The sequence below is a fragment of the Variovorax sp. V213 genome (assembly GCF_041154455.1).
Classification (GTDB): Bacteria; Pseudomonadota; Gammaproteobacteria; order Burkholderiales; family Burkholderiaceae_C; genus Variovorax.
Genome location: NZ_AP028664.1, coordinates 2,422,944 through 2,444,465, shown reverse-complemented (window position 1 = coordinate 2,444,465; position 21,522 = coordinate 2,422,944). Strand labels below are relative to the sequence as shown.

Below are 21,522 nucleotides of genomic sequence, written 5' to 3'. Positions count from 1 at the left end.
GCGCAATGAACGCATTCGCGACCCGGATCCGCCCCGCCCCAGCGGCGATGATCCGTCCTTCGCTGTTCGCGCAGCGCCGCGGTGCCGTGCCACCGGCCGCGGCTCCAAGGGGGGCGGCCCTGTCCCTTGCGCGCCGCGGCGATGCGGCGGGCGCGCTCCCGCTTTTCTATGCGGACGACAAGCCGTCGATGCCGCCTGCGGGTCATCGCCAGCGCCTCGCCACCGGCCTGGTCGCTCAGTTGAGTGCCGCGCCCGATCACGCGGCGCGCCAGGCGCTCATGAAGGACCGCCTGCGATCGATCGGCTTCGAATGGCTCGGCTACGGAACGATCGAAGATCAGCGCGGTGTCCTGCGACCGCTGAGCTTTCTCACGAGCTATGCCCACGAGACCTGGGCACGCCGCTACTTCTCGCAGCGCTACCACGAGGTGGATATGCGCCCGCACGATGCGCCGGTATCCGGCCTTCCGCTGGTGTGGGACCTGGAGTCGCTGGCCCAATCGCAATGCAGGCAACCCTTGCGGCCCGAGGCCGAAGCCCGGGACATCGCCGCGCGGCAACGCATGCTGCTGGACGAGCTGGAAGCCAGCGGCATCCGCAGCGGTATTTCTTTCCGCCTGGCCACGCCGGGGCAAATGCATGAGTACACCTTCATCAACCTGATGTCGGGCACGCCCGGGCGCCGCTGGATTCTCGGCCCTGCCGTGGGCCGCGCGCTCGTGCTCGGATTGAGCGTGCACGAGCACGTGTCGCGCCACGTGCGCAAGCCCGTTGCGGCGCGGGAGCAGGACGAGCCGCTGCACGCGAAATCGCCGATTTCGCCGACGCAGCAATCGATTCTCGAAGCCTTGCTGCGGGGACTCGGCGACAAGGAAATTGCCTACGCGCTGGGCTTGTCGAGCCATGCGGTGGACTATCACATGCGCCAGCTCCGGCGTCGCTTCGGCGTGCGCAACAGGGTGCAGCTGGTGAGCGCAGCGGCGGACTGGCAGCCCTAGCGGTCTCGTCCTCGGCGTCCCTAGCCGGCGATGCCGTTGCGGGCCGATGCCGGCTGCAGCGCATCGAGCGCCGAAAGCCTGCGGTAGTCCCCGGGCAACACCGCATAGGTGCCCAGAAAGGTCTTGTGCAAATGGCTTTGATCGGTGAAACCGGCGGCATGCGCCGCATAGGTGACGCGGGCGCCGCCGGCGATGAGGTCGCGCGCGTACTCGATGCGGTGGCCCACCAGCATCTCGTGCGGCGTGAATCCCATGGCGCCTTTGAAGCGCCGCTGCACGTGCACCGGGTGCAGGCCCGCCGCGTCGGCCAGGTTGTCGAGCGTCATGCGCTGATGAAAGCCGGACGCGATCAGTTCATACAGCCTGTTCATGCGTTCGTCGCCGCTGTCGACAACGCGCGTGGGCTGTGCCCGCAACGGAATCCAGCGGGCAAGGCGTTGGCGCAGCAGGGCGCGCCCCGCTGCGCTGTCGTCGTCGTTGCCGGCGCCCGTGGGCTCGCGCAGCAGGCGATGGCATTCCATGAATCCGGAAGCTTCGGAGGGATCGAGAAAAACCGAGACGCCGGCATCGTCTTCCACGCGGGCCAGCGGGGTGCTCTCGTGCGCCGCGCTGATGCAGCGCGCAACGGCGCAGCTGCAGTACATCGCGTCCTCGCGCCACGGCGCGCTGCGCGCCTGCACGGCATGCCAGACCTGCGGCGCAACGCGCAGCAGCGTTCCCGGCGGCACGATCGTCACGCGGGTGCCGGTGCGCACGTGGAGTTCGGTGTCCGACACCGAGAGCGTGTACCCGACGTGCCTGTGTGGCCGGATCTCGCGATGCAGCAGCGTGTTGGCAGTCAACTGAAGACCCGTGAGGTCAGCGTCTCGCCAATAGTGGGAAGCCAGGAGTTCCATCGAAAAGCAGGGCTCCTCGGACGTCGTGGTTGTGTTGAGAAAAAGCAATCGACGTGCCAGTGCATGCCTTGCTTTCGCGGATGTTCATGCGAAGGTATTCAGTTGTGGTTCGGTGAGGGGTGCCAAGGCTCGTCTTCGCCCTCGCGAGTGTGCTCGAAGCTAAGAATTTACAAGGCGGCATAACCGCCCTTTGGTAGTTTGGCTCCAAGCCCGCAGCGTCCACCGGCGCATGCGGCACTTCCATCAGGCCTCTCATGATTCTTGGTACTTTGTTGCAACCCGCCGCGGCGGCATTGCTGTCGGAAGCGCGCGACCCCGACCCGGCGCCGCCGCCGGGCGATCTGGCCGAGCTGCCGCTCGACGGCCCCTTTCCACAGCTCTATTCGGAGGAACAGCTCTATCTGCCGCAATCGGCAGACCTGCGTGCGGACGGCGTGCCGGGCATCGTCGGCGATCTGCTGAATGCTTCAGGCACCAAGGAGTGCCGCGATCTTGTCCAGGCGATGTTGAATGCGCTGGGCTTCGATTGGCTTGGCTACGGCACGATCACTTTCCTGCGTGGCCGCTGGTGGCCCTTGAGCTTCTTCACCGCGCACGCAAACCCCGAGTGGACGCAGCGCTACTTTTCGCATCGCCTCTACGAAACTGATTTGCGGCAGCCGGGCGTACCGGCTTCCAGTCTCCCGCTGGTGTGGGACGTCGAGCAGATCGAGGCCGCGCCATTGTCCGCAGCCACATCTGTGACCGAGGACGCGGAGGGACGGCGGCAGCGCTTTGTCGACGACCTGCGCGCCAGCGGCATTCGCAGCGGGTTGATGTTCCGCCTCGCGTTGCCGACGCAAGTGAACCAGTACACCGTCATCAGCCTGCAGTCGAGCGAGCCGGGCCGCCGCTGGATCACCGACGAGGTCGTCGGCCAGGCCTTGACGCTGGGCTTGAGCGTTCACGAGTACCTGCTGCGCCATTCGCGCATGCCGAGCGAAGCGAGCGCGGCGGCGCGCATCGAGATCTCGCCCACGCAGCAGTACATCCTCCAGCACCTGCTGCAGGGGCGCAGCGACAAGGAGATCGCCAACCGCCTCGACATGTCGGCCCACACCGTGGACTACCACATGCGCCAACTGCGCCGCCGCTTTGCCGCGCGCAACCGCGTGCAACTGGTCAACGCGGTGCAGCAGGGGGACAGCGACTTTGGGGTTCTGAACGAGAGCTAAGGCAGCACTGCCACCGGACTGCGCTCGGCGAACTGCCCGTTCCAGTACGGGTAGTAAGGGTAGGGCGGCGTCACGGCGCTCGCCGCATCGAGCCGCTTGATCTGGTCCGCGCTGAGCTGCCAGCCGAGCGCGCCCAGGTTCTGCCGGAGCTGCTCTTCGTTGCGCGCGCCGATGAGTACGCTCGACACGGTGGGCCGCTGCAGCAGCCAGTTGAGCGCGATCTGCGGCAGCGTCTTGCCGGTTTCCTCGGCCACCTGGTCCATGGCATCGATCACGCGGTACAGGCGCTCGTCGTCCACGGGCGGCGCGAAGCCGGCGGTTTCATGCAGCCGGCTTCCGGCGGGCAGCGGCTGGCCGCGGCGCACCTTGCCGGTCAGCCGGCCCCAGCCCAGCGGGCTCCATACGATGGCGCCCACGCCTTGGTCCATGCCCAGCGGCATCAGTTCGAATTCGTAGTCGCGGCCGATCAGCGAGTAGTAGGTCTGGTTGGCGACGAAGCGCTGCAGGCCGAGCCGGTCGGAGGCCGCGAGCGATTTCATCAGCTGCCAGCCCGAGAAGTTCGATGCGCCGATCAACCGCACCTTGCCTGCGCGCACCAGGTCGTCCAGCGTGTCGAGCACCATCTCGACCGGCGTCATCGCATCGAAGGCATGCAGCTGCAGGATGTCGATGTAGTCGGTGCCCAGGCGCTTCAGCGCGGCGTCGGTCGCGGCGATCAGGTGGTGGCGCGAGGCACCGACGTCGTTCGGCCCGTCGCCGGCGCGCAGCGCCAGCTTGGTCGAGATGATGGCCTTGTCGCGCCGGCCCTTGAGCGCCGCACCGAGGATCGATTCCGAAGCGCCGTTCGAATACACGTCGGCCGTATCGAACAGGGTCACGCCGGCATCCAGCGCCAGGTCGACGATGCTGCGTGCGCCCTCGACGTCGGTGTTGCCCCAGGCGCTGAAGAGCGGGCCCTGTCCGCCGAAAGTGCCGGCGCCGAAGCCGAGGGCGGGGACCTTGAAGCCGGAGCGGCCGAGAAAGCGTTGTTCCATGATGTTGTCCTTGTCGTCACTGAAAGAGGAAGAGGCTCAGGCTTGCACCGAGGCGCAATCGGCTGGCGTGGCGCTGCCTTCGCGCCGGTCGAGCGAGCGGCTCCAGAGTGCGATGGCCAGCCCCGCGAGCGTGAGCAGCGCAGCCACCCAGCCGAGTGCACGCAGCCCCGGGCCATGGTCGATGACCACGCCGCCGGCCCACGCGCCGAGCGCATTGCCGAGGTTGAAGGCCGCGATGTTGAGGCTCGACGCCAGGTTCTGGCCTGCGCCCGAGGCTTTCTCGAGCACACGCAGCTGCATGGGCGCCACGGTCGCGAAAGACGCGATGCCGAGCAGGCCGACGAACACCACGGCAGTGAACGGGGTTCCGATGGTGAACTGCATCGCGCCGAGCACGGCGGCGAGCGCCACCAGCGTCCCGAGCACCGCGGGCATGGTCGACTTGTCGGCCAGTCTGCCGCCAAGAATGTTGCCCACGGCCAGGCCGCCACCGAACACCAGCAGGATGGGCGACACGGCCGTTTCGGGCAGGCCGGTGACCTGCGTCAGCAGGGGCTGGATGTAGGTGAACACCACGAACACGCCTGCAAAGCCGAGCACCGTCATCGCCAGGCCGAGCAGCACCTGCGGCCGCGCGAGCACCGCGAGCTCATCGCGCAGCGGCGCGGCCTTGGCCCCGGCCCCGACGCGCGGCACGAACAGCGCGAGCACCGCAAAAGCCAGCATGCCGATCAGCGTCACCGCCCAGAAGGTGGCGCGCCAGCCGTACTGCAGACCGAGCCATGCACCGGCCGGCACACCCAGCAGCGTGGCGGCGGTGAGCCCGGTGAACATGATCGCGATGGCCGATGCGCGGCGTTCCGGCGCCACGAGGCTTGTGGCCACCACCGAGCCCACGCCGAAGAAGGTGCCGTGCGCGAGCGAGGTGACCACCCGCGCGGCCATGAGCAGCTCGTAGTTGGGCGCGAGTGCACAGGCCAGGTTGCCGAGCGTGAAGATCGCCATCAGTGCGAGCAGCACGGTCTTGCGCGGCAGCTTGCGGGTGGCGATGGTGAGCAGGGGCGCCCCGACCGCGACCCCGAGCGCGTAGCCCGAGATCAGCAGGCCGGCCGCCGTGATGGAAACCTTGAGATCCATCGAGACCTGCATCAGCAGGCCCATGATGACGAATTCGGTGGTGCCTATTCCGAAGGCACCGGCGGTGAGGGCAAGTAGAGCGATTGGCATGATGGCTCTACTGTGCGGGTTCTTTCCAATGATGACTAGAATGCCGCATGGACATAGACTTGTGATTTGAATTCACAATAAAAGGCGCAAGGAACCGACATGCCGCGCATCGACGTCAACCGCTCCGGAGAAATGGAAGCCTTCGTGCAGGTGGTCGAGTCCGGCGGCTTTTCCGCTGCGGCGCGCCTGCTGGACATGACACCTTCGGCGGTCAGCAAGCTGGTCGCGCGCCTCGAGCTGCGGCTGGGCATCCAGCTGGTGCACCGCTCCACGCGCAAGCTGCAGCTCACGCCCGAGGGCCTGCACTTCTACGAACGCAGCACGCGCGTGCTGGCCGACATGGACGAGGCGGAGCGCTGCGCCGCCGCGGGTGCCGCGCCCCGCGGGCGCGTGAGCATCAATGCGAGCGTGTCCTTCGGGCATCACAAGCTGGTGCCGCTGGTGCCACGCCTCCTGGAGCTGCACCCGCAGATCACGCTCGACATTGCGCTGACCGACCGCGTCGTCGATTTGATGGACGAGCGCGCCGACATCGCCATCCGATGGGGCCAGCTGCCTTCGTCCGACCTGGTGGCGCGGCGCCTGGGCGAAACCAGCCAGGCCATCGTGGCCTCGCCCGACTACCTTGCCAAATACGGCACGCCGCACACGCCGCAGGAACTGGAGGCGCACAACCGCCTGGGCTGGAGCTACCGGCGCAGCGCGCCCGACTGGCCGTTGCGCGTGGACGGGCGAATGATCGCGCTGCCCGTGGCCGGGCCGGTGCGCGCGGGCGACGGCGAAACGCTGCGGCAGCTGGCCATCGCGGGTGCGGGCGTGGCGCGGCTGTCGCTGTATCACATCCAGCACGACATTGATGCGGGACGGCTCGTGCCGCTGCTCGAAGAATTCAACCCCGGCGAGGTGGAGCCGATCCACGCCGTCTACATCGGCAAGGCCGGCACCTTGCCGGCCCGCGTGCGCGCGGTGCTCGACTTTCTGGTGGCGTGCTCGGGCGTGGGAGGAGGCCGCTACACGATCAAGCGCACGGCGCCGATGCCGGCGAATTCCGCCGTCACCTGATCGCCGCGGCGGCAGGGCAGCACGCCGACCCATGAGCCGGTGGTGACGACCGTGCCGGCTGGCGCGGTCTGGCCATGGCGCGTGACGTGGCGCAGCCAGATGGGCAGCAGCCACGCCGGGTCGGCCAGCGGATGGGTGCCTTCGCGCACCACGGCTTCCGCATCGCCGACCTTCGTTTCGCAGCGCTGCGAAGCCCAGTCGACGGCCGCATAGGGCTGCCATTCGCCGATCGCCAGCGCGCCGTGCACCTGCGAATCGGCAAGGCGCAGCAAGGCCGGCGCGGCGGCCAGGTCGTGCCAGCGCGAATCGACGATCTCGATGGAGACGGCCATTGCATCGACGAGCGAAGCCGCGTCGCCGTGGTCGAGCTTGGCGGCTTGCGCGGGAGTCACGTCCTTGCTGAGCCGCAGCGCAATCTCGGCCTCGATGCCGGGCGTGTGGAACATCAGGTCGCCGAACTCCGCCGGGCTCGTGCGCACGCCGGCCGGGGGCAGCGGCGCATGCGTGAGCGTTGCGCCGCGCGATCCGCCGCCGGATTTCCAGCAGCGCGGCACGGCGCCGGCCTCGAACCAGCCGAGCGCGGATGCCACGGCATCCTGCACTTCATAGGCTTGCGCTGCATCCTGCAGCGTCGCCAGCCAGGGCGTGGCGTCGAGGGTTCGGTTGCTGCGGCGCGCTTCAGCGAGCGCATCGGCAAGGTCGGTGGGCAGAAAATAATTCATGCGGCCGATCTTCTCATTCAGGTGTCGACATGCACCTTGCCGTCCTTCACCACCTTGGCCCACTTGGCGATCTCGGTCGAGATGAACTGCCTGAACTTGTCCTGCGACCCGCCGCCGTCCTCGGCGCCATAGGTGTCGAGGCGCTCCTGCACGTCGGGCATCGCGAGCACCGCGTTGACGTCGCGATTGACCTTCTCGGCAATGCTCGCCGGCAGCTTGCCCGGGCCCGCAAGGCCGTACCAGGTGGTGGCCTCGAAGCCCGCGAAGCCCTGCTCCTGCATGGTGGGCACGTTGGGGTGGCCCTTGGCGCGCTTGGTGCGCGTTTGCGCCACGGCCAGCACGCGGCCGCTCTTCACGTGCGGCGTGGCCGCCGTCATGGTCTCGAAGCTGTACTGGATCTGGCCGCCCATCAGGTCGGCCAGCAGCGGGCCGCTGCCCTTGTAGGGCACATGCATCGCATCGACGCCGGCCTGCAGCTTGAACATCTCCAGCGCCAGGTGCTGCGCCGAGCCCGCGCCCGCGGAGCCGAAGCTCACCGTGCCGGGCGAGGCCTTGCACGCCGCCACGATGTCTTTCACCGTGACCGCCTTTTGCGCCGGGCTGGCAATCAGCAGGTTGGGCGTGACGCCCACCAGCACGATCGGCACGAAGTCGCGCTCCACGCTGTAGCGCAGCTTGGGCTGCAGGCTGGGCGCGAGCGCGTGGCTGTTGATGTGCGCCATGAGCAGCGTGCTGCCGTCGCTGGGCTGCTGCGCAACGTATTCGGCCGCCAGCACGCCGGCCACGCCGGCCTTGTTCTCGACGATGACCTGCTGGTTCCACATCGTCGTGAGCTTCTGCGCGACCACGCGCGCAAGCGCATCGGTGCCCCCGCCGGGCGGAAAACCCACCACGATGCGCACCGGACCCGAAGGCCACTCCTGCGCGAAGAGCCTGGGCACGCCCAGCGTGGCGGCCGCGGCTCCCGCGGCTTGAATCAGCGAACGTCTCTGCATCATCTTTGTCTCCATGGAGTGGTGGGTCCGATGCGTGCCGGACGCAAGGTCCCGGCAAGGTGGTGGGCCGCCGCCCCGTTCGAGCGGTGCGCTGCGGCCAGTGGGATTGCGTTTCGCGGCTACGCAGCTTTCTGCAGGCTGGCAGGCGCCGCCGCGTGGCTCGCGAAATGGTCCATCGCCGCCTGCACACCGCTGCCCGCCAGCTTGATGCCCGTGAGTTTCATGCCCATTTCGACGCCCGCGACCATGGCCACCAGCGTCAGGTCGTTGCTGTCGCCCAGGTGGCCCATGCGGAACATGCGGCCCCTGAGCTTGCCGAGGCCCGTGCCCAGCGACAGGTCGAAGCGCTGGTGGATGAGCCGGCGCAGCGCATCGGCATCGACGCCTTCGGGCGTGATCACGCCGGTGAGCACGGGCGAATACACGGCCGGGTCGGCGCACTGGATCGGCAGGCCCCAGGCATTGACCGCGGCGCGCACACCGGACGCCCAGCGCTGGTGGCGCGCAAAGACGTTGTCCAGCCCTTCGCCGAGCAGCATGTCGAGCGACTCCGACAATCCGTAGAGCAGGTTGGTGTTGGGCGTGTACGGCCAGTAGCCGTCCTTGTTCATCTCCACGATCTCGTCCCAGGCCCAGAAGGCGCGCGGCAGCTTCGCGGTCTTCGAGGCTTCGAGCGCGCGCGGCGAGAGCGCGTTGAAGCTGATGCCAGGCGGCAGCATCAGGCCCTTCTGCGAGCCGCTGATGGTGACGTCCACGCCCCACTCGTCGTGCCGTAAATCGGCGCTCGCGAGGCCCGAGATGCTGTCGACCATCAGCAGGGCCGGGTGGCCCGCCGCGTCGATGGCCTTGCGCACCGAGGCGATGTCCGAGGTGACGCCGGTGGAGGTTTCGTTGTGCACCACGCACACGGCCTTGATCTTCTTTTCGGTGTCCTTGCGCAGCCGGGCCTCGATGAGGTCGGCCTGCACACCGCGGCGCCAGCTGGGCGCGGCGGGCAGATGCTCGTCCTTGCCGGACCACGCGAGGAATTCGGTGGACAGGCCGAGGCGCGTGGCCATTTTCTGCCACAGCGATGCGAAGTGGCCGGTTTCGTACATCAGCACGTGGTCGCCCGGGCTCAGCGTGTTGGCGAGTGCGGCCTCCCAGGCGCCGGTACCGGAAGCGGGGTAGATCGCGACCGGATGACGGGTCTTGAAGATCTGCTTGATGCCGCCGAGTACCTTGAGCCCCAGCGTGCCGAACTCGGGTCCGCGGTGGTCGATGGTCGGCAGGCTCATGGCCCGCAGGATGCGGTCGGGAACCGGGCTCGGGCCGGGAATCTGCAGGAAGTGGCGGCCGGTGGGATGGATGTCGAGTTGAAGCATGGACTGTCCTTTCGCTTTCAGTTTTGCATTCAAAATTGAATTGGACATGATGGTTTACCCTTGTATATAGGGGTTGTTGGTGTCGTTTTTTGCATTCAAAATGCATTCAAGGGAACGGACATGACTGCAGACATCATCGAAATCTCGCGCCTCGCGCTGCACGACCAAGTGGCTTCGCGCCTGCGCACGATGCTGGTCGAAGGGCAAATCGCGCCGGGCGCCAAGCTCAACGAGCGGGAGCTTTGCCTTCAGCTGCGCGTGTCGCGCACGCCGCTGCGCGAGGCCATCAAGCTGCTTGCGGCCGAAGGGCTGGTCGACCTGCTGCCCAACCGCGGCGCGGTGGCGGTGAAGCTCACCGAGGCTGACGTGGTCGACACTTTCGAGGTGCTGGCCATGCTCGAAGGCATGTCGGGCGAACTGGCGGCCAAGCGCATCACCGACGAAGAACTGGCCGAGGTGCGTGCGCTGCACTACGAAATGATGGCCTGCTTCGCGCGGCGCGATCTCTCGGGCTACTACCGCCTCAATGCGCGCATCCACACCGCCATCAACGAGGCCGCGGGCAACCCGGTGCTGGCCAGCACCTACCGCTCGATCAATGCCCGCGTGCAGTCGCTGCGCTTTCGCACCAACCAGGACGAGGCCAAGTGGAAACACGCGGTCGAAGAGCACGAACAGATGATCCAGGCGCTGGCTGCGCGCGACGCGCCGACGATGCGCAAGGTGCTGGTCGCGCACCTCATACGCAAGCGGGACACCGTGCTTGCGCTTCTGCAGGCCGGCGAAATCTATCCCCAAGCCCACAAGGCGAGTTGAGCCCACACACCATGCGCGTCGATCCCGCCAGCCACATCCAGCCCGCCGGAACCGTTCTTCCGCCCAACGACACCTGCGAGGCGCTGGCGCGGCGGCTGCGCGCGGAAACGCAAGGCGAGGTGCTGTTCGACGACGGCTCGCGCGGGCGCTACGCCACCGATGCGTCGATCTACCAGATCACGCCGGTCGGCGCCTTCGTGCCCACCAATGACAGCGACATCGCCACCGCCATCGACATTGCGCGCGACCTGAAGGTGCCGGTGCTCGCGCGCGGCGGCGGCACCAGCCAGTGCGGCCAGACCACGGGCGCCGCGTTGGTGATCGACAACAGCAAGCATTTCCGCCGCGTGCTCGACGTGAACGTGGAGGAGGGCACCGCCACCGTCGAGCCCGGCCTGGTGCTCGACCACCTGAACGCGCAGCTCAGGCCGCACGGCCTCTGGTTTCCGGTCGATGTGTCGACCAGCGCGCAGGCCACGCTGGGCGGCATGGCGGGCAACAACTCCTGCGGCTCGCGTTCCATCGCCTACGGCAACATGGTGCACAACGTGCTGGGCGCGAGCGCCTGGCTATCGAGCGGCGAACTGGTGGCGTTCGGTCCGCAGGCCTCGCTGGGCGCTCGCGCGGCCGGCATCGCGAAGTTCGTGCACGGGCTCGCGCTGGAGCACCGCGAGCAGATCCACGCCAATTGGCCCAAGGTGCTGCGCCGCGTTGCCGGCTACAACCTCGACATCTTCGACAACCAGAGCGAGAAGCCGTACACCGCCGACGGCAGCGTGAACCTCGCGCACCTGCTGGTCGGCGCCGAAGGCACGCTGGCCTACACCAGGAGCCTCACGCTCAAGCTGGCGCCGCTGCCGCGTGCCAAGGTGCTGGGCATCGTGAACTTTCCGACCTTCCATTCGGCCATGGACGCGGCGCAGCACATCGTGAAGCTCGGTCCCACGGCGGTGGAACTGGTCGACCGCACGATGATCGAGCTGAGCCTTGCCAACCCGGCCTTCAAGCCGACCGTGGAAACAGCGCTGATCGGCAAGCCGGCGGCCATCCTGCTGGTCGAGTTTGCCGGCGCCGACAAGGCCGCGCTGCTGCCGCAGCTGAAGCAGCTGGTCGAACTGATGGGCGATCTCGGCCTGCCCGGCAGCGTGGTCGAAATGCCCGATGACGCGCGCCAGAAAAACCTGTGGGAGGTGCGCAAGGCCGGCCTCAACATCATGATGAGCCTGAAGGGCGACGGCAAGCCGGTGAGTTTCATCGAAGACTGCGCCGTGCCGCTGGAGCACCTGGCCGAATACACCGATGCGTTGACCGAGGTGTTCGCCAGGTACGGCAGCCGCGGCACCTGGTATGCACATGCCTCGGTCGGCACGCTGCACGTGCGGCCGATTCTCGACATGCGCGCAGACGGCGGCGCCAAGATGCGCGCCATTGCGCAGGAGGCCGCCGCACTGGTGCGCAAGTACAAGGGCGCCTTCAGCGGCGAACATGGCGATGGCCTGTGCCGCGGCGAGTGGATCGAATGGCAGTTCGGGCCGGCCATCAACGAGGCGTTCCGCGCCATCAAGCAGAAGCTGGATCCGGCCAACCTGTTCAACCCAGGCAAGATCGTCGACCCGCCGCGCATGGACGACGGCTCGCTGTTCCGTTTTGCGCCGCCCACGGCGCCCAGGCCTTACCGGCGCATCGAACTCAAGCCCGTGCTCGACTGGTCGGCCTGGAACGTCAATGCCGACCCCGTTACGGAGCAAACCACCGCCCCGGGCACCGGCGGCGACAGCACCGGAGGCCTCGCCAAGGCCGTGGAGATGTGCAACAACAACGGCCACTGCCGGAAGTTCGACGCCGGCACCATGTGCCCGAGCTACCGCGTGACGCGTGACGAACAGCACCTCACGCGCGGGCGCGCCAACACGCTGCGGCTCGCGCTCTCCGGCCAGCTCGGAGCCGATGCCTTCACCGGTGAAGAGATGCACGAGACCATGGACCTGTGTGTCGGCTGCAAGGGCTGCAAGCGCGACTGCCCGACCGGCGTCGACATGGCGAAGATGAAGATCGAGTTTCTCGACCATTACAAGAAGCGCCACGGCCACACGCTCAAGGACAAGCTGGTGGCCTACATGCCCGACTATGCGCACAGGGCGAGCCGCGTGTCGTGGCTCATGAACCTGCGCAACACCTTGCCCGGTGCGGCATGGCTGGGCGAAAAGCTGCTGGGGTTTTCCGCGCGGCGGTCGCTGCCCGAATGGCGCTCGGACACCTTCTGGCGTGCCAAGGCTGACATGCATGGCATGTTCGCAAGCCGCGAGGGGGTGCTGTCGGTGCAGGCCGACGGCGGCAAGGCCGCGGTGCTTTTTGTCGACACCTTCAACGGCACCTTCGAAAGCGAGAACGCGCTCGCGGCGGCCCGCGTGCTCAAGGCTGCGGGCTACACGCTGCACACGGTCGAAAAAAGCGGCGGCCACCACTGCTGCGGCCGCACCTTCCTGGCCAGCGGCATGGTGGGCGAGGCCAAGCGCCGCGCCGAGGCGCTGATCGATGCGCTCCGGCCCCTGGCCGAGGCCGGCGTTCCCATCGTCGGGCTCGAGCCCTCGTGCCTGCTCACGCTGCGCGACGAGACCCTGGTGATGGGCTTCGGCAAGAAGGCCGAAGCCGTGGCAAGGCAGGCCCTGCTGTTCGAGGAGTTCATTGCGCGCGAGATGAAAGCCGGCCGCTTCAAGCTCGCGCTCACGCCCGCCACCGCGCCAATCCTGCTGCACGGCCATTGCCACCAGAAGGCCTTCGGCGCCGTCAATCCGGTGCTGGACGTGCTGCGGCTCATTCCCGGTGCGGAGCCCGAACTGATCGAAAGCTCCTGCTGCGGCATGGCGGGGAGCTTCGGCTTCGAGGCGCGCCACATCGACGTCTCGATGCAGATGGCCGAGGCCAGCCTGCTGCCGGCGATCCGCGCGAGGCCCGATGCCATCGTGGTGGCCGACGGCACCAGCTGCCGCCACCAGATCGGAGACGGCGCGCAGCGCGAGGCGGTGCACGTGGCCGTGCTGCTCGAGCGGCATCTTCCGCCGCCGACCCTGGCGGCTGAGGAGGCTTGACGGCTGGCCCACAATGGCGCCATGAACGCAGCAACCACGGCACAGGCCGGCTTCGCGCTGTTCGAAACCGCAATAGGCACCTGCGCGCTGGCCTGGGGTCCGCGCGGGCTCATCGGTGTGCAACTGCCCGAGGACAACGGCGAAGCCGCCACGCGCGCCCGCATGCGCCGCCGCTTTGCGGACCTGCCCGAGTCGGCGCCGCCAGAGAGCGCACGGCAGGCGATCGCGGCCATCCAGGGCTTGCTGAACGGCGCGTCCGACGACCTGAACCACATCGTGCTCGACATGAGCCGCGTGTCGGAATTCCACCAGCGCATTTACGCGATTGCGCGGCGCATTCCGCCCGGCCAGACGCGCACCTATGGCGACATTGCGGCCGAGCTCGGCGACAAGGGCCTGTCGCGCGCGGTGGGCCAGGCCATGGGCCACAACCCTTTTGCGCCCGTGGTGCCATGCCACCGCGTGCTGGCTGCGGGCAACAAGCCCGGCGGCTTTTCGGCGGGCGGCGGCGCGCTGACGAAACTGCGCATGCTCGACATCGAAGGCGCCCGGCCGAACGGGATGGCTTCGCTTTTCTAGCAGCTTCCGCGCGCAGTCATGCCGCCGCAACCGGCAACCGGTGCAGCCCCGCAACGCGCGAGGCAAAGATGATTCCCGCCTGCAACACGAAACCCGCCAGCGCGAGCAGCAGGCAGGCGGGCTCTCCCCATGCGGCACCCACAGCGCCCCCGAGCGCGGCACCGATGGGCCGGGCGCCCGCATTGATCGTGAGAAACACGGCCGACACCCGGCCCAGCATCGTGGATGCCGTGACGCTTTGCCGCAGGGTGGTGGAGGTGATGGTCCAGACCATCGGCCCGGCGCCGAAGAGAAAGAACGACAGCGCCGCCAGCGATGCGCCCGGAACGATGAGCGTGGCAGCCATTGCCGCCGCCGCAAAAACCGCCACCGCGGGCCCGACCTGGATCGCACGGCCGAATGGCAGGTACGCCACCACGCGCGAAGTCAGCAGCGCCCCCGCCACCATGCCTGCGCCGTACATGGCCAGCGTAAAACCAACCGCCTGGGCGCCCAGGCCCAAGACCTGCACCGCATACGGCACGTAGCCGGCCTGCAGCACGAACCACGAGATGTTGAAGACAGCACCTGTCATCAGCATGGGCCGCAACAGTTCGTGCTGCCAGACAAAGCGCGCGCCGTCCCGCACGTCGAGCAGCGGATGGTGCTGCGCTGCGAATGCGCGTGGCGCCTCGGTCAGCCGCAGCAACAGGCCCACCGCCGAGATCGAGAGCACGGCGGCCAGCGCGAAAGCCATGGATGCACCCGCCCAGGCGACGAGTGCACCCGCCAGCGCAGGCCCGGCAGTGAATGCGGCGCTGCGCGCAAGCTCCAGCCGGCCGTTGGCCGCGGCCAATGCATCGCGCGGCACGAGTGCCGGCACCAGGGCAGGCGCCGCGACGCTGAAGCCCACGGTGCCGACTGCGCCCAGGAACCCGAGCACCGCCAGCCAGCCGATGCCGAGTTTCGACGCGAGCACCATGCCAAGCAGCGCCAACAGCGAGGCGGCGCGCAACCCTTCGGAGCAGGCCATCAGGCGCCGCCGCGACATGCGATCGGCCAGCAGGCCCAGCGGCATCGAAAGCAGGAGGAAGGGCAAGGTCTGGATGGCGGCCAGGAACCCGATCTCGCCCGGTCCTGCACCGAGCACGAGGACAGCGGCCAGCGGCACGGCCGCAAGGCTCAGTTGCTCGGCGGACTGGGCCGCAAGGTTGGACCACGCAAGGTAGAGAAAGGGGCGGGGAAGGGCGGCTGTCATGCAATGAAGAGCTTCGTGTGGAAGCCAGCATGCTGCGGGCGCGCGCCCTTTGGCGCTGGCCGTTTACGGACCTGCGAGCATCCTTGCGCTGCGCGAGGCGGCGCCCATCATTTCCTCGAACCATTCGGCGACATGCGCGGCTTCCGGTGCGGCATCGGGCGCCAGGCCGTAGTAGTAGCGGTTCAGCGTCATGCGCAGCGAGGGAAGCGGCGACTGCAGGCGACCCGAGGCCAGGTCGTGCGCCACGAGCGAGGTCGGCGCCAAGGCAATGCCCAGTCCGTCGACCGCGGCCTGCAGCACGAAGTGCAGGTGGTCGAACTGGAGCCGGCCCGCCGGCCTGGCGCGCGGTGCGCCGACATGCTTCTTCCAGGCGTCCCAGTCTTCCTTGCGCGTGCGGGCCGACAGCTGCACGTGCGACGCCAGTGCGCGCAGGTCCGCGAGCGGATGCGTCTTGAACAGCGCCGGTGCACCGACCACCAGCACTTCATCTTCAAGGAACGGGCGCACCTCGATGGAGGGTGGCCAACCCTCGAGCCCGCGGCGCACGGCAATGTCGAAGCTGCCTGCGGCCTGCTCGGGCATGACCGTGCTCGTGACCACCTGCGGCTCGATCTCGGGATAGCGCTCGACGAACGAGGGCAGCCGCGGAATGAGCCACCGCACGGCGAAGGAGGGCCGCACGTTGATCCTGACGGCACGGGCCGGCCCCGGCGCCTGCAGCGCGCGCGCCGCCGCATGGATCTGCGCGATGGCCGGGCCTGCCTCGGCGAAGAACTGCTGCCCTTCCGCGGTCAATGCGACCTGGCGGATGCGGCGCTCGAACAGCGTGACGCCAAGGCATTCCTCGAGGCTCTTGATCTGCCGGCTCACCGCGCTGTGCGTCACGTGGAGCTCGATGGCCGCCCTCGTGAAGCTCTGGTGGCGCGCCGCCGCGACGAAGGCGCGCACGGCATTGAGGGGCGGTTCTCGAAGCGGCATGCGTGCAATTTTCTCACGCGAGGCAGGCGCAAATGTCGTTTGCCAGCGGGCGTTGCCACGGCGCACCATGCGGCCTCGATGTCTTGCACCCCGCCCGCTCCAACGCCCGCTGCCACCGACCTGAATTCCCGCCATGCGGCCATCGCGCTCGGGCTTTCCCTGCCGGCCGACGTGGTGCTGTACCTGCTGCTGCCGATGTATGCCGACCAGTTCGGTGTGACGCTGGCGGAGGCCGGCATGCTGCTCGCGGCCAATCGGCTCGTGCGCATCGCGGGCTATGGCTGGGTGGCGCGCTTCTATGCGCGCCATGGCGACAGGCTCAGCTGCACTATCGCCGTGGTGGCGGCTGCGTTCTGCGGACTGGGCTACGCCACGCTCTCGGGCTTCTGGGCACTGCTGCCGCTGCGGCTCGTGTGGGGCCTCTGCTTTGCCGCGCTGAATTTGTCGACGCAGTCGCTGGCCACAGCGGAGCTTGTCGGCGCGGCCCGCCGCAACGGGCGTTCGCGCGCGTTCATCGCGACGGGGCCCGTGCTGGCACTGCCGCTCGGCGCACTGCTGGCGCATTGGGCCGGACCGCGCGCCATCTTCGGCATTCTTGCCGTGTTCTCGCTGCTGGCCGTGCTTGCAGCGAGACGGCTGCCTTCGCTGCCGCACGGTGGCGGACACAAGCCCGTGCGACGATTCAAGCGGCCGAACACGCTCGATGCCTGGTCGTTCATGGAAGGGCTGACGCTCGACGGGCTCTTCATCGTCGGTCTGTCCTATCTCGGCAAAGACCTGATGCCGGGCGGCGCGGTGATCGTGGCCGGTGCGTTGATGGCGCTGCGCTACCTGGCGGAAATTCTTCTGAGCCCGGTCGGTGGCCACATGGCGGAGCGCTTTGGCGCCGAGCGCCTGCTGGTGAGCCTCTCGCTGGCGACGGCGATTGCGCTGGTGGGCTTCGGCCTTGGCTGGCTGTGGAGCTGCGCGGCACTGATCGTGGTGCTGCGCGCCTTGCAGCTGCCCTTGCTGCCGCCCATCGTGGCGCGGCGCACGCCCGGGCCCGGGCGTGTGCAGGCGCTTGCCGCGCGATCGGTGTGGCGCGACATCGGCGCCGGCACCGGGCCGCTCCTGGCCGGGCTCTTGCTGCCCGTCGTTGCGCCGCCGTGGCTCTACGGCACCTGCGCGGTGCTGCTTGCGGTGGCGGCGCTGGCCTGCGTCAGAAAGGCTTCGGCCCCGCCGGCCGAAGCGGCGCGGACCACCGGCTGAAGCCGACAAGAAACAAGGAGCGATCCCCTGGCGCTCAGCCTGAATACGGTCCCTTGACTTCGCCCCAGCCCCATCGCGGCATGGGTGCATCCGCGTCCACGACCGCGCCGGGCTGCGAGTTGATGACCGCGAGCCGCGAGCCCCACTCGAGATAGCCGACCAGCGCCGAACGAAACTCGGGATCCTCCGGCATCGCGAGTTCGTCCGCCGTTTGCAGGAGCAGCCCGACCCAGCGGCGCCGCTGTTCCTGCTGCAGGTGGCGGTTCAGGTGCTGCCGGATCATGTGCGGGTGTCCGCCGTGATGATTCGAATAGTCGGCCGGACCGCCCAACACCTCGGCCAGGAATGCGGCAACGTGGGCCGGGTGGTCGGCGTCCATGTGCGCGAAGACCGGCGCCAGCAAGGGGTCGGCCTTGACGTTTTCATAGAAGCGCGTCGTCAGGCGAAGCAGTGCCTCGCTGCCGCCCAGCCATTGATAAAGCGTTGGAACGCTGCGGGGACCGGACATGGCTATGCCGACGCTTCTTCTTGCTGCTGCGCTCTCATGATCTGGTGCCGCTGCCAATAGCGGCCGACCGCAGCCTTGAAGTCCTCTTTCTGCTTGCCGATGCCGCCCACCTTCACTTTGGTGGTGCGCGCACCGAGCATGCCCTTGTCGTGGTGCGTGACAACCAGGATGTCGCCGAAGGTGTTGTCCTGGTAGGTCAGGTTCTTGACCTCGTCCCATCCGATCGTGGAGCCGCCATCGACGCTCTGATGCAGGCCCGCGTAGCTCACTTCGACGCTCTCGCCGTTCTTCAGCGCAAACGCCATCGGCGGAAAGTGGCGCAGCACCACGGCGCGCTCTTCTTCCGTGGCCGGCTCGTAGCGGTAGGCCAGGCTCAGCTCGTGGTTCTGGACGAAGCGCTGTTCGTAGTCGCTCCACAGCCGCTGCTCGATGGCGGCGGCGGTCTCGATGTCGTCGGCCCACGAAGCCTCTGGCGCGGTGGCGACGATGGCGCCATACGCGCTTTCGGGCACGTGGTGGCCCACGTTGCGCATGCGTTCGAGCAGCGGCGGATGGCTGTCGTAGGGATGCGGCACATCGGCGGTCTTCATGGTCTCGATGAATGCCTCCGAATTGGCATAAGGCGGCAGGCCGGCCGCCACGAAGCCGGCGATGCCCAGCGCGCCATCGTGCTCGCGGTTCTGCGCAAAGAGTTTTCGCTCGACGTCGTTGCGGTAGCTCGCGTAGGCCGAGATCTTGATGAGCGACTGCACGATGGCGCTCGGCGCGGTGAGGCCCGCGGAGACACGGTCGGCCTTGTATTCGCGCTCACGGCTGTCGCGTGCCAGGGCAAAGGCGAAGATCATGCGGTACAGGCGCAGCAGGTAGTGCGCCACGATGGTCAGGCCGCCGCTGCGCATTTTCCAGGTGTACTGGTCGAACTGCAGCAGCTTGGGGCCGAGTGCGGCGCTGCTGCGGGTGTCGCCGCCGCCCAGGTGGGCCAGCTCGTGCGCCAGCACCGCGTCGGCTTCTGACTGGTCGAGCACGCGCAGCAATGGAATGCTGACGAACAACGTGCGGCCGTCCAGCGTGCGTCCGCCTACCTGGCAGGGCGCTTCGGTGACGAAGAAGTTGGTGTCGATGCCGGCAACGATCTGGTCGGGCGGCGCGGTCTTCACGCGGGCGGCGAGCTGGCGGATGCGCTCCCACAGGCGCGGCGCATCGGCCTCGGCGACCACTTCGCCTTCGATCTCGTTGCCCGAGGGCAGCTTCTTGAACAGCGTGTAGATTGCATAGAACACGGCCGCCGCGGCCGCGATGCCCGCAATGGCGATCAGCTTGACGTAGTAGCTCTGCCAGAAGTAGGCGGTGAGCCAGAACGACAGCCACACCAGCATCGCGCTCTGCAGCACGACCTCGACCGCGCTCGACACCGTCATGAGCCGCCAGCCCGCGACGAAGCTGGCGTAGCGCAAGCCGCGGTTGGCGAAGGCCAGGGCGCCCAGCACCAGGGCCGCCGCGAGCAGTGCCGCGCCGAGCGCCAGCGTCCAGATGGCAGCACGGTCGGCCCAGTGGAAATGCCAGTACATCGAGTTGGGGCGGCACACCTTGTCGTGGAACTCCCTGTCTTCCTCGGCGGTGGCATCGCAGGCCTTGGAGAGCGGATGGCTGCGGTAGAACTCGGTGGTCTGCGCCTTGTCCTCGGCTGAGAGGCGGGTGTCGGAAGCGATGCGTTTCTCGATCGCCTGAAGGAACTCGGCGTCTTCCGTGCGCAGCACGTATTCCGTAAAAACCAGCGTCGCCGCCGGAATGGCGAAGAGCGACACCAGGGTCAAAAGAAACACGCGAAAAAGGTCGGCATGGATTGTTCGAGCAATGGCCATGGGGTGCTCCTCCTGGAAGCGGTTGTTGTGATTCGTTGTGTCGGACTGTCCGGGACAGGCGATAGCGTAGCGGCCGTTTGCATGCTTGCGAATGGCCGTTGGCGCTCGCGCGAACGGCGTGAATACCAAGGTCGTAGTCTTTGTGCAGAATTAGCAACGGCCGTCAGCCGACCCCACGCCTGCACCGGGTGCTGCCCTTCGCGACAATTGGTCCAATGCGTTCTTTTCCGACCTTCAAGGAAGCCCACTTGCCGGGCGCCGAGGCACCGGCGTCCGAAGACACCGCCGCCATGCAGCCGGTCGACGGGCTCGAGCCCACTGCGCGCCGCCGAGCGATGCTGGTCATCATCCTGGGCATCATGGTGGCCGTGCTCGATGGCACGATCGTGAACCTGGCGCTGCCGGGCATCGCGCGCGAGCTGCAGGCCAGCCCGTCGCATGCGATCTGGGTGGTCAACGCCTACCAGATCGCCACCCTGGTCATGCTGCTGCCGCTGGCGTCGCTTGGCGACCTGGTGGGCTACCGGCGTGTCTACCTGGTGGGCATGGCGGTGTTCACCGTGTCGTCGGTGGGCGCCACCTTTGCCGATTCGCTCGGCACCCTGATCGTCGCGCGCACTTTCCAGGGCCTGGGCGCGGCCGGCATCATGAGCGTGAATGCGGCGCTGGTGCGGCTGACCTTTCCCTCGGCGCTGCTGGGCCGCGGCATGGCGATCAACTCGATGGTGGTGGCCACGTCGTCGGTGGCGGGGCCGTCGGTGGCGGCAGCCATCCTGTCGGTGGCTTCGTGGCCGTGGCTCTTCGCGATCAACGTGCCGCTCGGGCTGCTCGTCTTCACGCTGGGCATCAAGGCGCTGCCGTTCAACCGTGTGGCGCCGGCAGCGGGGCTGCGGTTCTCGCCGGTCGACGTGGCGCTGAACGTGCTGATGTTCTCGCTGGTGTTCCTCGGGGTCGACCGGCTCGGCGTGCGCGAGGGCGGTGCGCCGTCGTCGTCCGCCTGGGCGATCCTGCTGGCCGGCGTGGCCGTAGGCTTCGTCTACCTGCAGCGGCAGCGCAAGCTGGCGGTGCCGCTTTTTCCAATCGACCTGCTGCGCATTCCGGTGTTCGCGCTGTCCATGGGCACGTCGGTGGCCGCGTTCTGCGCGCAGATGCTGGCCTATATCGCGCTGCCTTTCCTGCTGCTCGAGGTGTATGGCCGCAGCCACATCGAAGCCGGGCTGCTCATCACCGCCTGGCCGCTGGCCATCGTGGCCATGGCGCCCATTGCGGGCCGGTTGATCGGACGCTACCCCGACGGGCTGCTCGGCGGCATCGGGCTGGGCCTGCTCGCTGTCGGCCTGGGGCTGCTGGCCGCGCTGCCGGCGCATCCGGGCAATGCCGATATCGCCTGGCGCATGGCGCTGTGCGGCCTGGGCTTCGGGCTGTTCCAGTCACCCAACAACCACACCATCGTGACCTCGCCGCCGGCGCACCGCAGCGGCGCGGCCAGCGGCATGCTCGGCACGGCGCGGCTCACGGGGCAAACGCTGGGGGCGGTGGTGCTGGCGGGCGTATTCAGCGTCTGGAGCCCGCATGGCGGCCACGGGCCGGTGGTGGCCCTGGTACTGGCGGCCTGTTGCGCGGGCGTGGCGGCGGTTTTCAGCAGCCTGCGGCTGAAGACCACAGGGCCCCACGGCTGAATAGGTTAGGGTAC

The 21,522-nt window shown here is 68.0% G+C and carries 18 protein-coding genes; 8 read left to right on the top strand and 10 right to left on the bottom strand.

From position 1 onward, the window contains the following. Window positions 1-5 precede the first annotated feature (5 nt). Window positions 6-998 carry a LuxR C-terminal-related transcriptional regulator gene (locus ACAM55_RS11690; protein WP_369656152.1) on the top strand — a complete coding sequence of 331 codons (993 nt, stop codon included), beginning with the start codon at window positions 6-8 and terminating at the stop codon, window positions 996-998. 20 nt (window positions 999-1,018) lie between these two features. Here the strand turns inward: ACAM55_RS11690 and ACAM55_RS11685 are convergent, their stop codons facing one another. After that, window positions 1,019-1,894, bottom strand: coding sequence for a helix-turn-helix domain-containing protein (locus ACAM55_RS11685; RefSeq protein WP_369656151.1), 876 nt, complete (start codon window positions 1,892-1,894; stop codon window positions 1,019-1,021). A 254-nt stretch (window positions 1,895-2,148) separates the two neighbouring features. On the opposite strand from ACAM55_RS11685, the gene ACAM55_RS11680 reads away from it, so the two are divergent. Then, on the top strand, window positions 2,149-3,108 hold the full coding sequence (locus ACAM55_RS11680) for a LuxR C-terminal-related transcriptional regulator (protein WP_369656150.1): 960 nt from the start codon (window positions 2,149-2,151) through the stop codon (window positions 3,106-3,108). On the opposite strand, the gene ACAM55_RS11675 is transcribed toward ACAM55_RS11680, so the two are convergent. Together ACAM55_RS11675 and ACAM55_RS11670 are read right to left on the bottom strand one after the other, a co-directional pair. Next, window positions 3,105-4,142 (bottom strand): aldo/keto reductase, encoded by a 1,038-nt coding sequence (locus ACAM55_RS11675; protein WP_369656149.1) that lies wholly within the window; start codon window positions 4,140-4,142, stop codon window positions 3,105-3,107. The two genes, ACAM55_RS11680 and ACAM55_RS11675, sit on opposite strands and share 4 nt — an antisense overlap. A 36-nt stretch (window positions 4,143-4,178) precedes the next feature. Further along, window positions 4,179-5,369, bottom strand: coding sequence for an MFS transporter (locus ACAM55_RS11670; RefSeq protein ID WP_369656148.1), 1,191 nt, complete (start codon window positions 5,367-5,369; stop codon window positions 4,179-4,181). Window positions 5,370-5,468: 99 nt separating this feature from the next. Between ACAM55_RS11670 and ACAM55_RS11665 the strand changes: the two genes are divergently transcribed. Then, entirely contained in the window at window positions 5,469-6,431 is a 963-nt protein-coding gene (locus ACAM55_RS11665) for a LysR substrate-binding domain-containing protein (RefSeq protein WP_369656147.1), read from the top strand. Here the strand turns inward: ACAM55_RS11665 and ACAM55_RS11660 are convergent. The 3 genes from ACAM55_RS11660 to ACAM55_RS11650 form a co-directional block, all read right to left on the bottom strand. Next, on the bottom strand, window positions 6,380-7,153 hold the full coding sequence (locus tag ACAM55_RS11660; protein ID WP_369656146.1) for a fumarylacetoacetate hydrolase family protein: 774 nt from the start codon (window positions 7,151-7,153) through the stop codon (window positions 6,380-6,382). The genes ACAM55_RS11665 and ACAM55_RS11660 overlap by 52 nt on opposite strands. Window positions 7,154-7,170: 17 nt before the next feature. Further along, window positions 7,171-8,148: a Bug family tripartite tricarboxylate transporter substrate binding protein gene (locus ACAM55_RS11655; RefSeq protein WP_369656386.1), complete on the bottom strand. Its 978-nt coding sequence runs from the start codon at window positions 8,146-8,148 to the stop codon at window positions 7,171-7,173. 119 nt (window positions 8,149-8,267) lie between these two features. Further along, window positions 8,268-9,512: an alanine--glyoxylate aminotransferase family protein gene (locus ACAM55_RS11650; RefSeq protein ID WP_369656145.1), complete on the bottom strand. Its 1,245-nt coding sequence runs from the start codon at window positions 9,510-9,512 to the stop codon at window positions 8,268-8,270. A gap of 120 nt (window positions 9,513-9,632) precedes the next feature. On the opposite strand from ACAM55_RS11650, the gene ACAM55_RS11645 reads away from it, so the two are divergent. From ACAM55_RS11645 to ACAM55_RS11635, 3 genes are read left to right on the top strand one after another with little or no spacing between them, the layout of a single operon-like run. Next, window positions 9,633-10,328 carry a GntR family transcriptional regulator gene (locus tag ACAM55_RS11645; protein ID WP_369656144.1) on the top strand — a complete coding sequence of 232 codons (696 nt, stop codon included), beginning with the start codon at window positions 9,633-9,635 and terminating at the stop codon, window positions 10,326-10,328. Window positions 10,329-10,339: 11 nt separating this feature from the next. Next, complete coding sequence (locus tag ACAM55_RS11640) at window positions 10,340-13,417, top strand: FAD-binding and (Fe-S)-binding domain-containing protein (RefSeq protein ID WP_369656143.1); 3,078 nt, start codon at window positions 10,340-10,342, stop codon at window positions 13,415-13,417. A 21-nt stretch (window positions 13,418-13,438) separates the two neighbouring features. Next, window positions 13,439-13,996 (top strand): methylated-DNA--[protein]-cysteine S-methyltransferase, encoded by a 558-nt coding sequence (locus ACAM55_RS11635; protein WP_369656142.1) that lies wholly within the window; start codon window positions 13,439-13,441, stop codon window positions 13,994-13,996. A 16-nt stretch (window positions 13,997-14,012) separates the two neighbouring features. Here the strand turns inward: ACAM55_RS11635 and ACAM55_RS11630 are convergent, their stop codons facing one another. After that, window positions 14,013-15,233, bottom strand: coding sequence for an MFS transporter (locus ACAM55_RS11630; RefSeq protein ID WP_369656141.1), 1,221 nt, complete (start codon window positions 15,231-15,233; stop codon window positions 14,013-14,015). Window positions 15,234-15,296: 63 nt separating this feature from the next. Beyond that, window positions 15,297-16,211, bottom strand: a complete 915-nt coding sequence (locus ACAM55_RS11625) for a LysR substrate-binding domain-containing protein (protein WP_369656140.1) — start codon at window positions 16,209-16,211, stop codon at window positions 15,297-15,299. A 78-nt stretch (window positions 16,212-16,289) separates the two neighbouring features. Between ACAM55_RS11625 and ACAM55_RS11620 the strand changes: the two genes are divergently transcribed. Then, window positions 16,290-17,459 (top strand): MFS transporter, encoded by a 1,170-nt coding sequence (locus ACAM55_RS11620; RefSeq protein ID WP_369656139.1) that lies wholly within the window; start codon window positions 16,290-16,292, stop codon window positions 17,457-17,459. 34 nt (window positions 17,460-17,493) lie between these two features. Here the strand turns inward: ACAM55_RS11620 and ACAM55_RS11615 are convergent, their stop codons facing one another. Both ACAM55_RS11615 and ACAM55_RS11610 read right to left on the bottom strand, forming a co-directional pair. Beyond that, complete coding sequence (locus tag ACAM55_RS11615) at window positions 17,494-17,967, bottom strand: group II truncated hemoglobin (RefSeq protein ID WP_369656138.1); 474 nt, start codon at window positions 17,965-17,967, stop codon at window positions 17,494-17,496. Window positions 17,968-17,969: 2 nt separating this feature from the next. Next, complete coding sequence (locus ACAM55_RS11610; RefSeq protein WP_369656137.1) at window positions 17,970-19,829, bottom strand: M48 family metallopeptidase; 1,860 nt, start codon at window positions 19,827-19,829, stop codon at window positions 17,970-17,972. 290 nt (window positions 19,830-20,119) lie between these two features. Here ACAM55_RS11610 and ACAM55_RS11605 point away from each other — a divergent pair, with 290 nt between their 5' ends. Then, window positions 20,120-21,508 carry an MFS transporter gene (locus tag ACAM55_RS11605; RefSeq protein WP_369656385.1) on the top strand — a complete coding sequence of 463 codons (1,389 nt, stop codon included), beginning with the start codon at window positions 20,120-20,122 and terminating at the stop codon, window positions 21,506-21,508. Window positions 21,509-21,522: the final 14 nt, after the last annotated feature.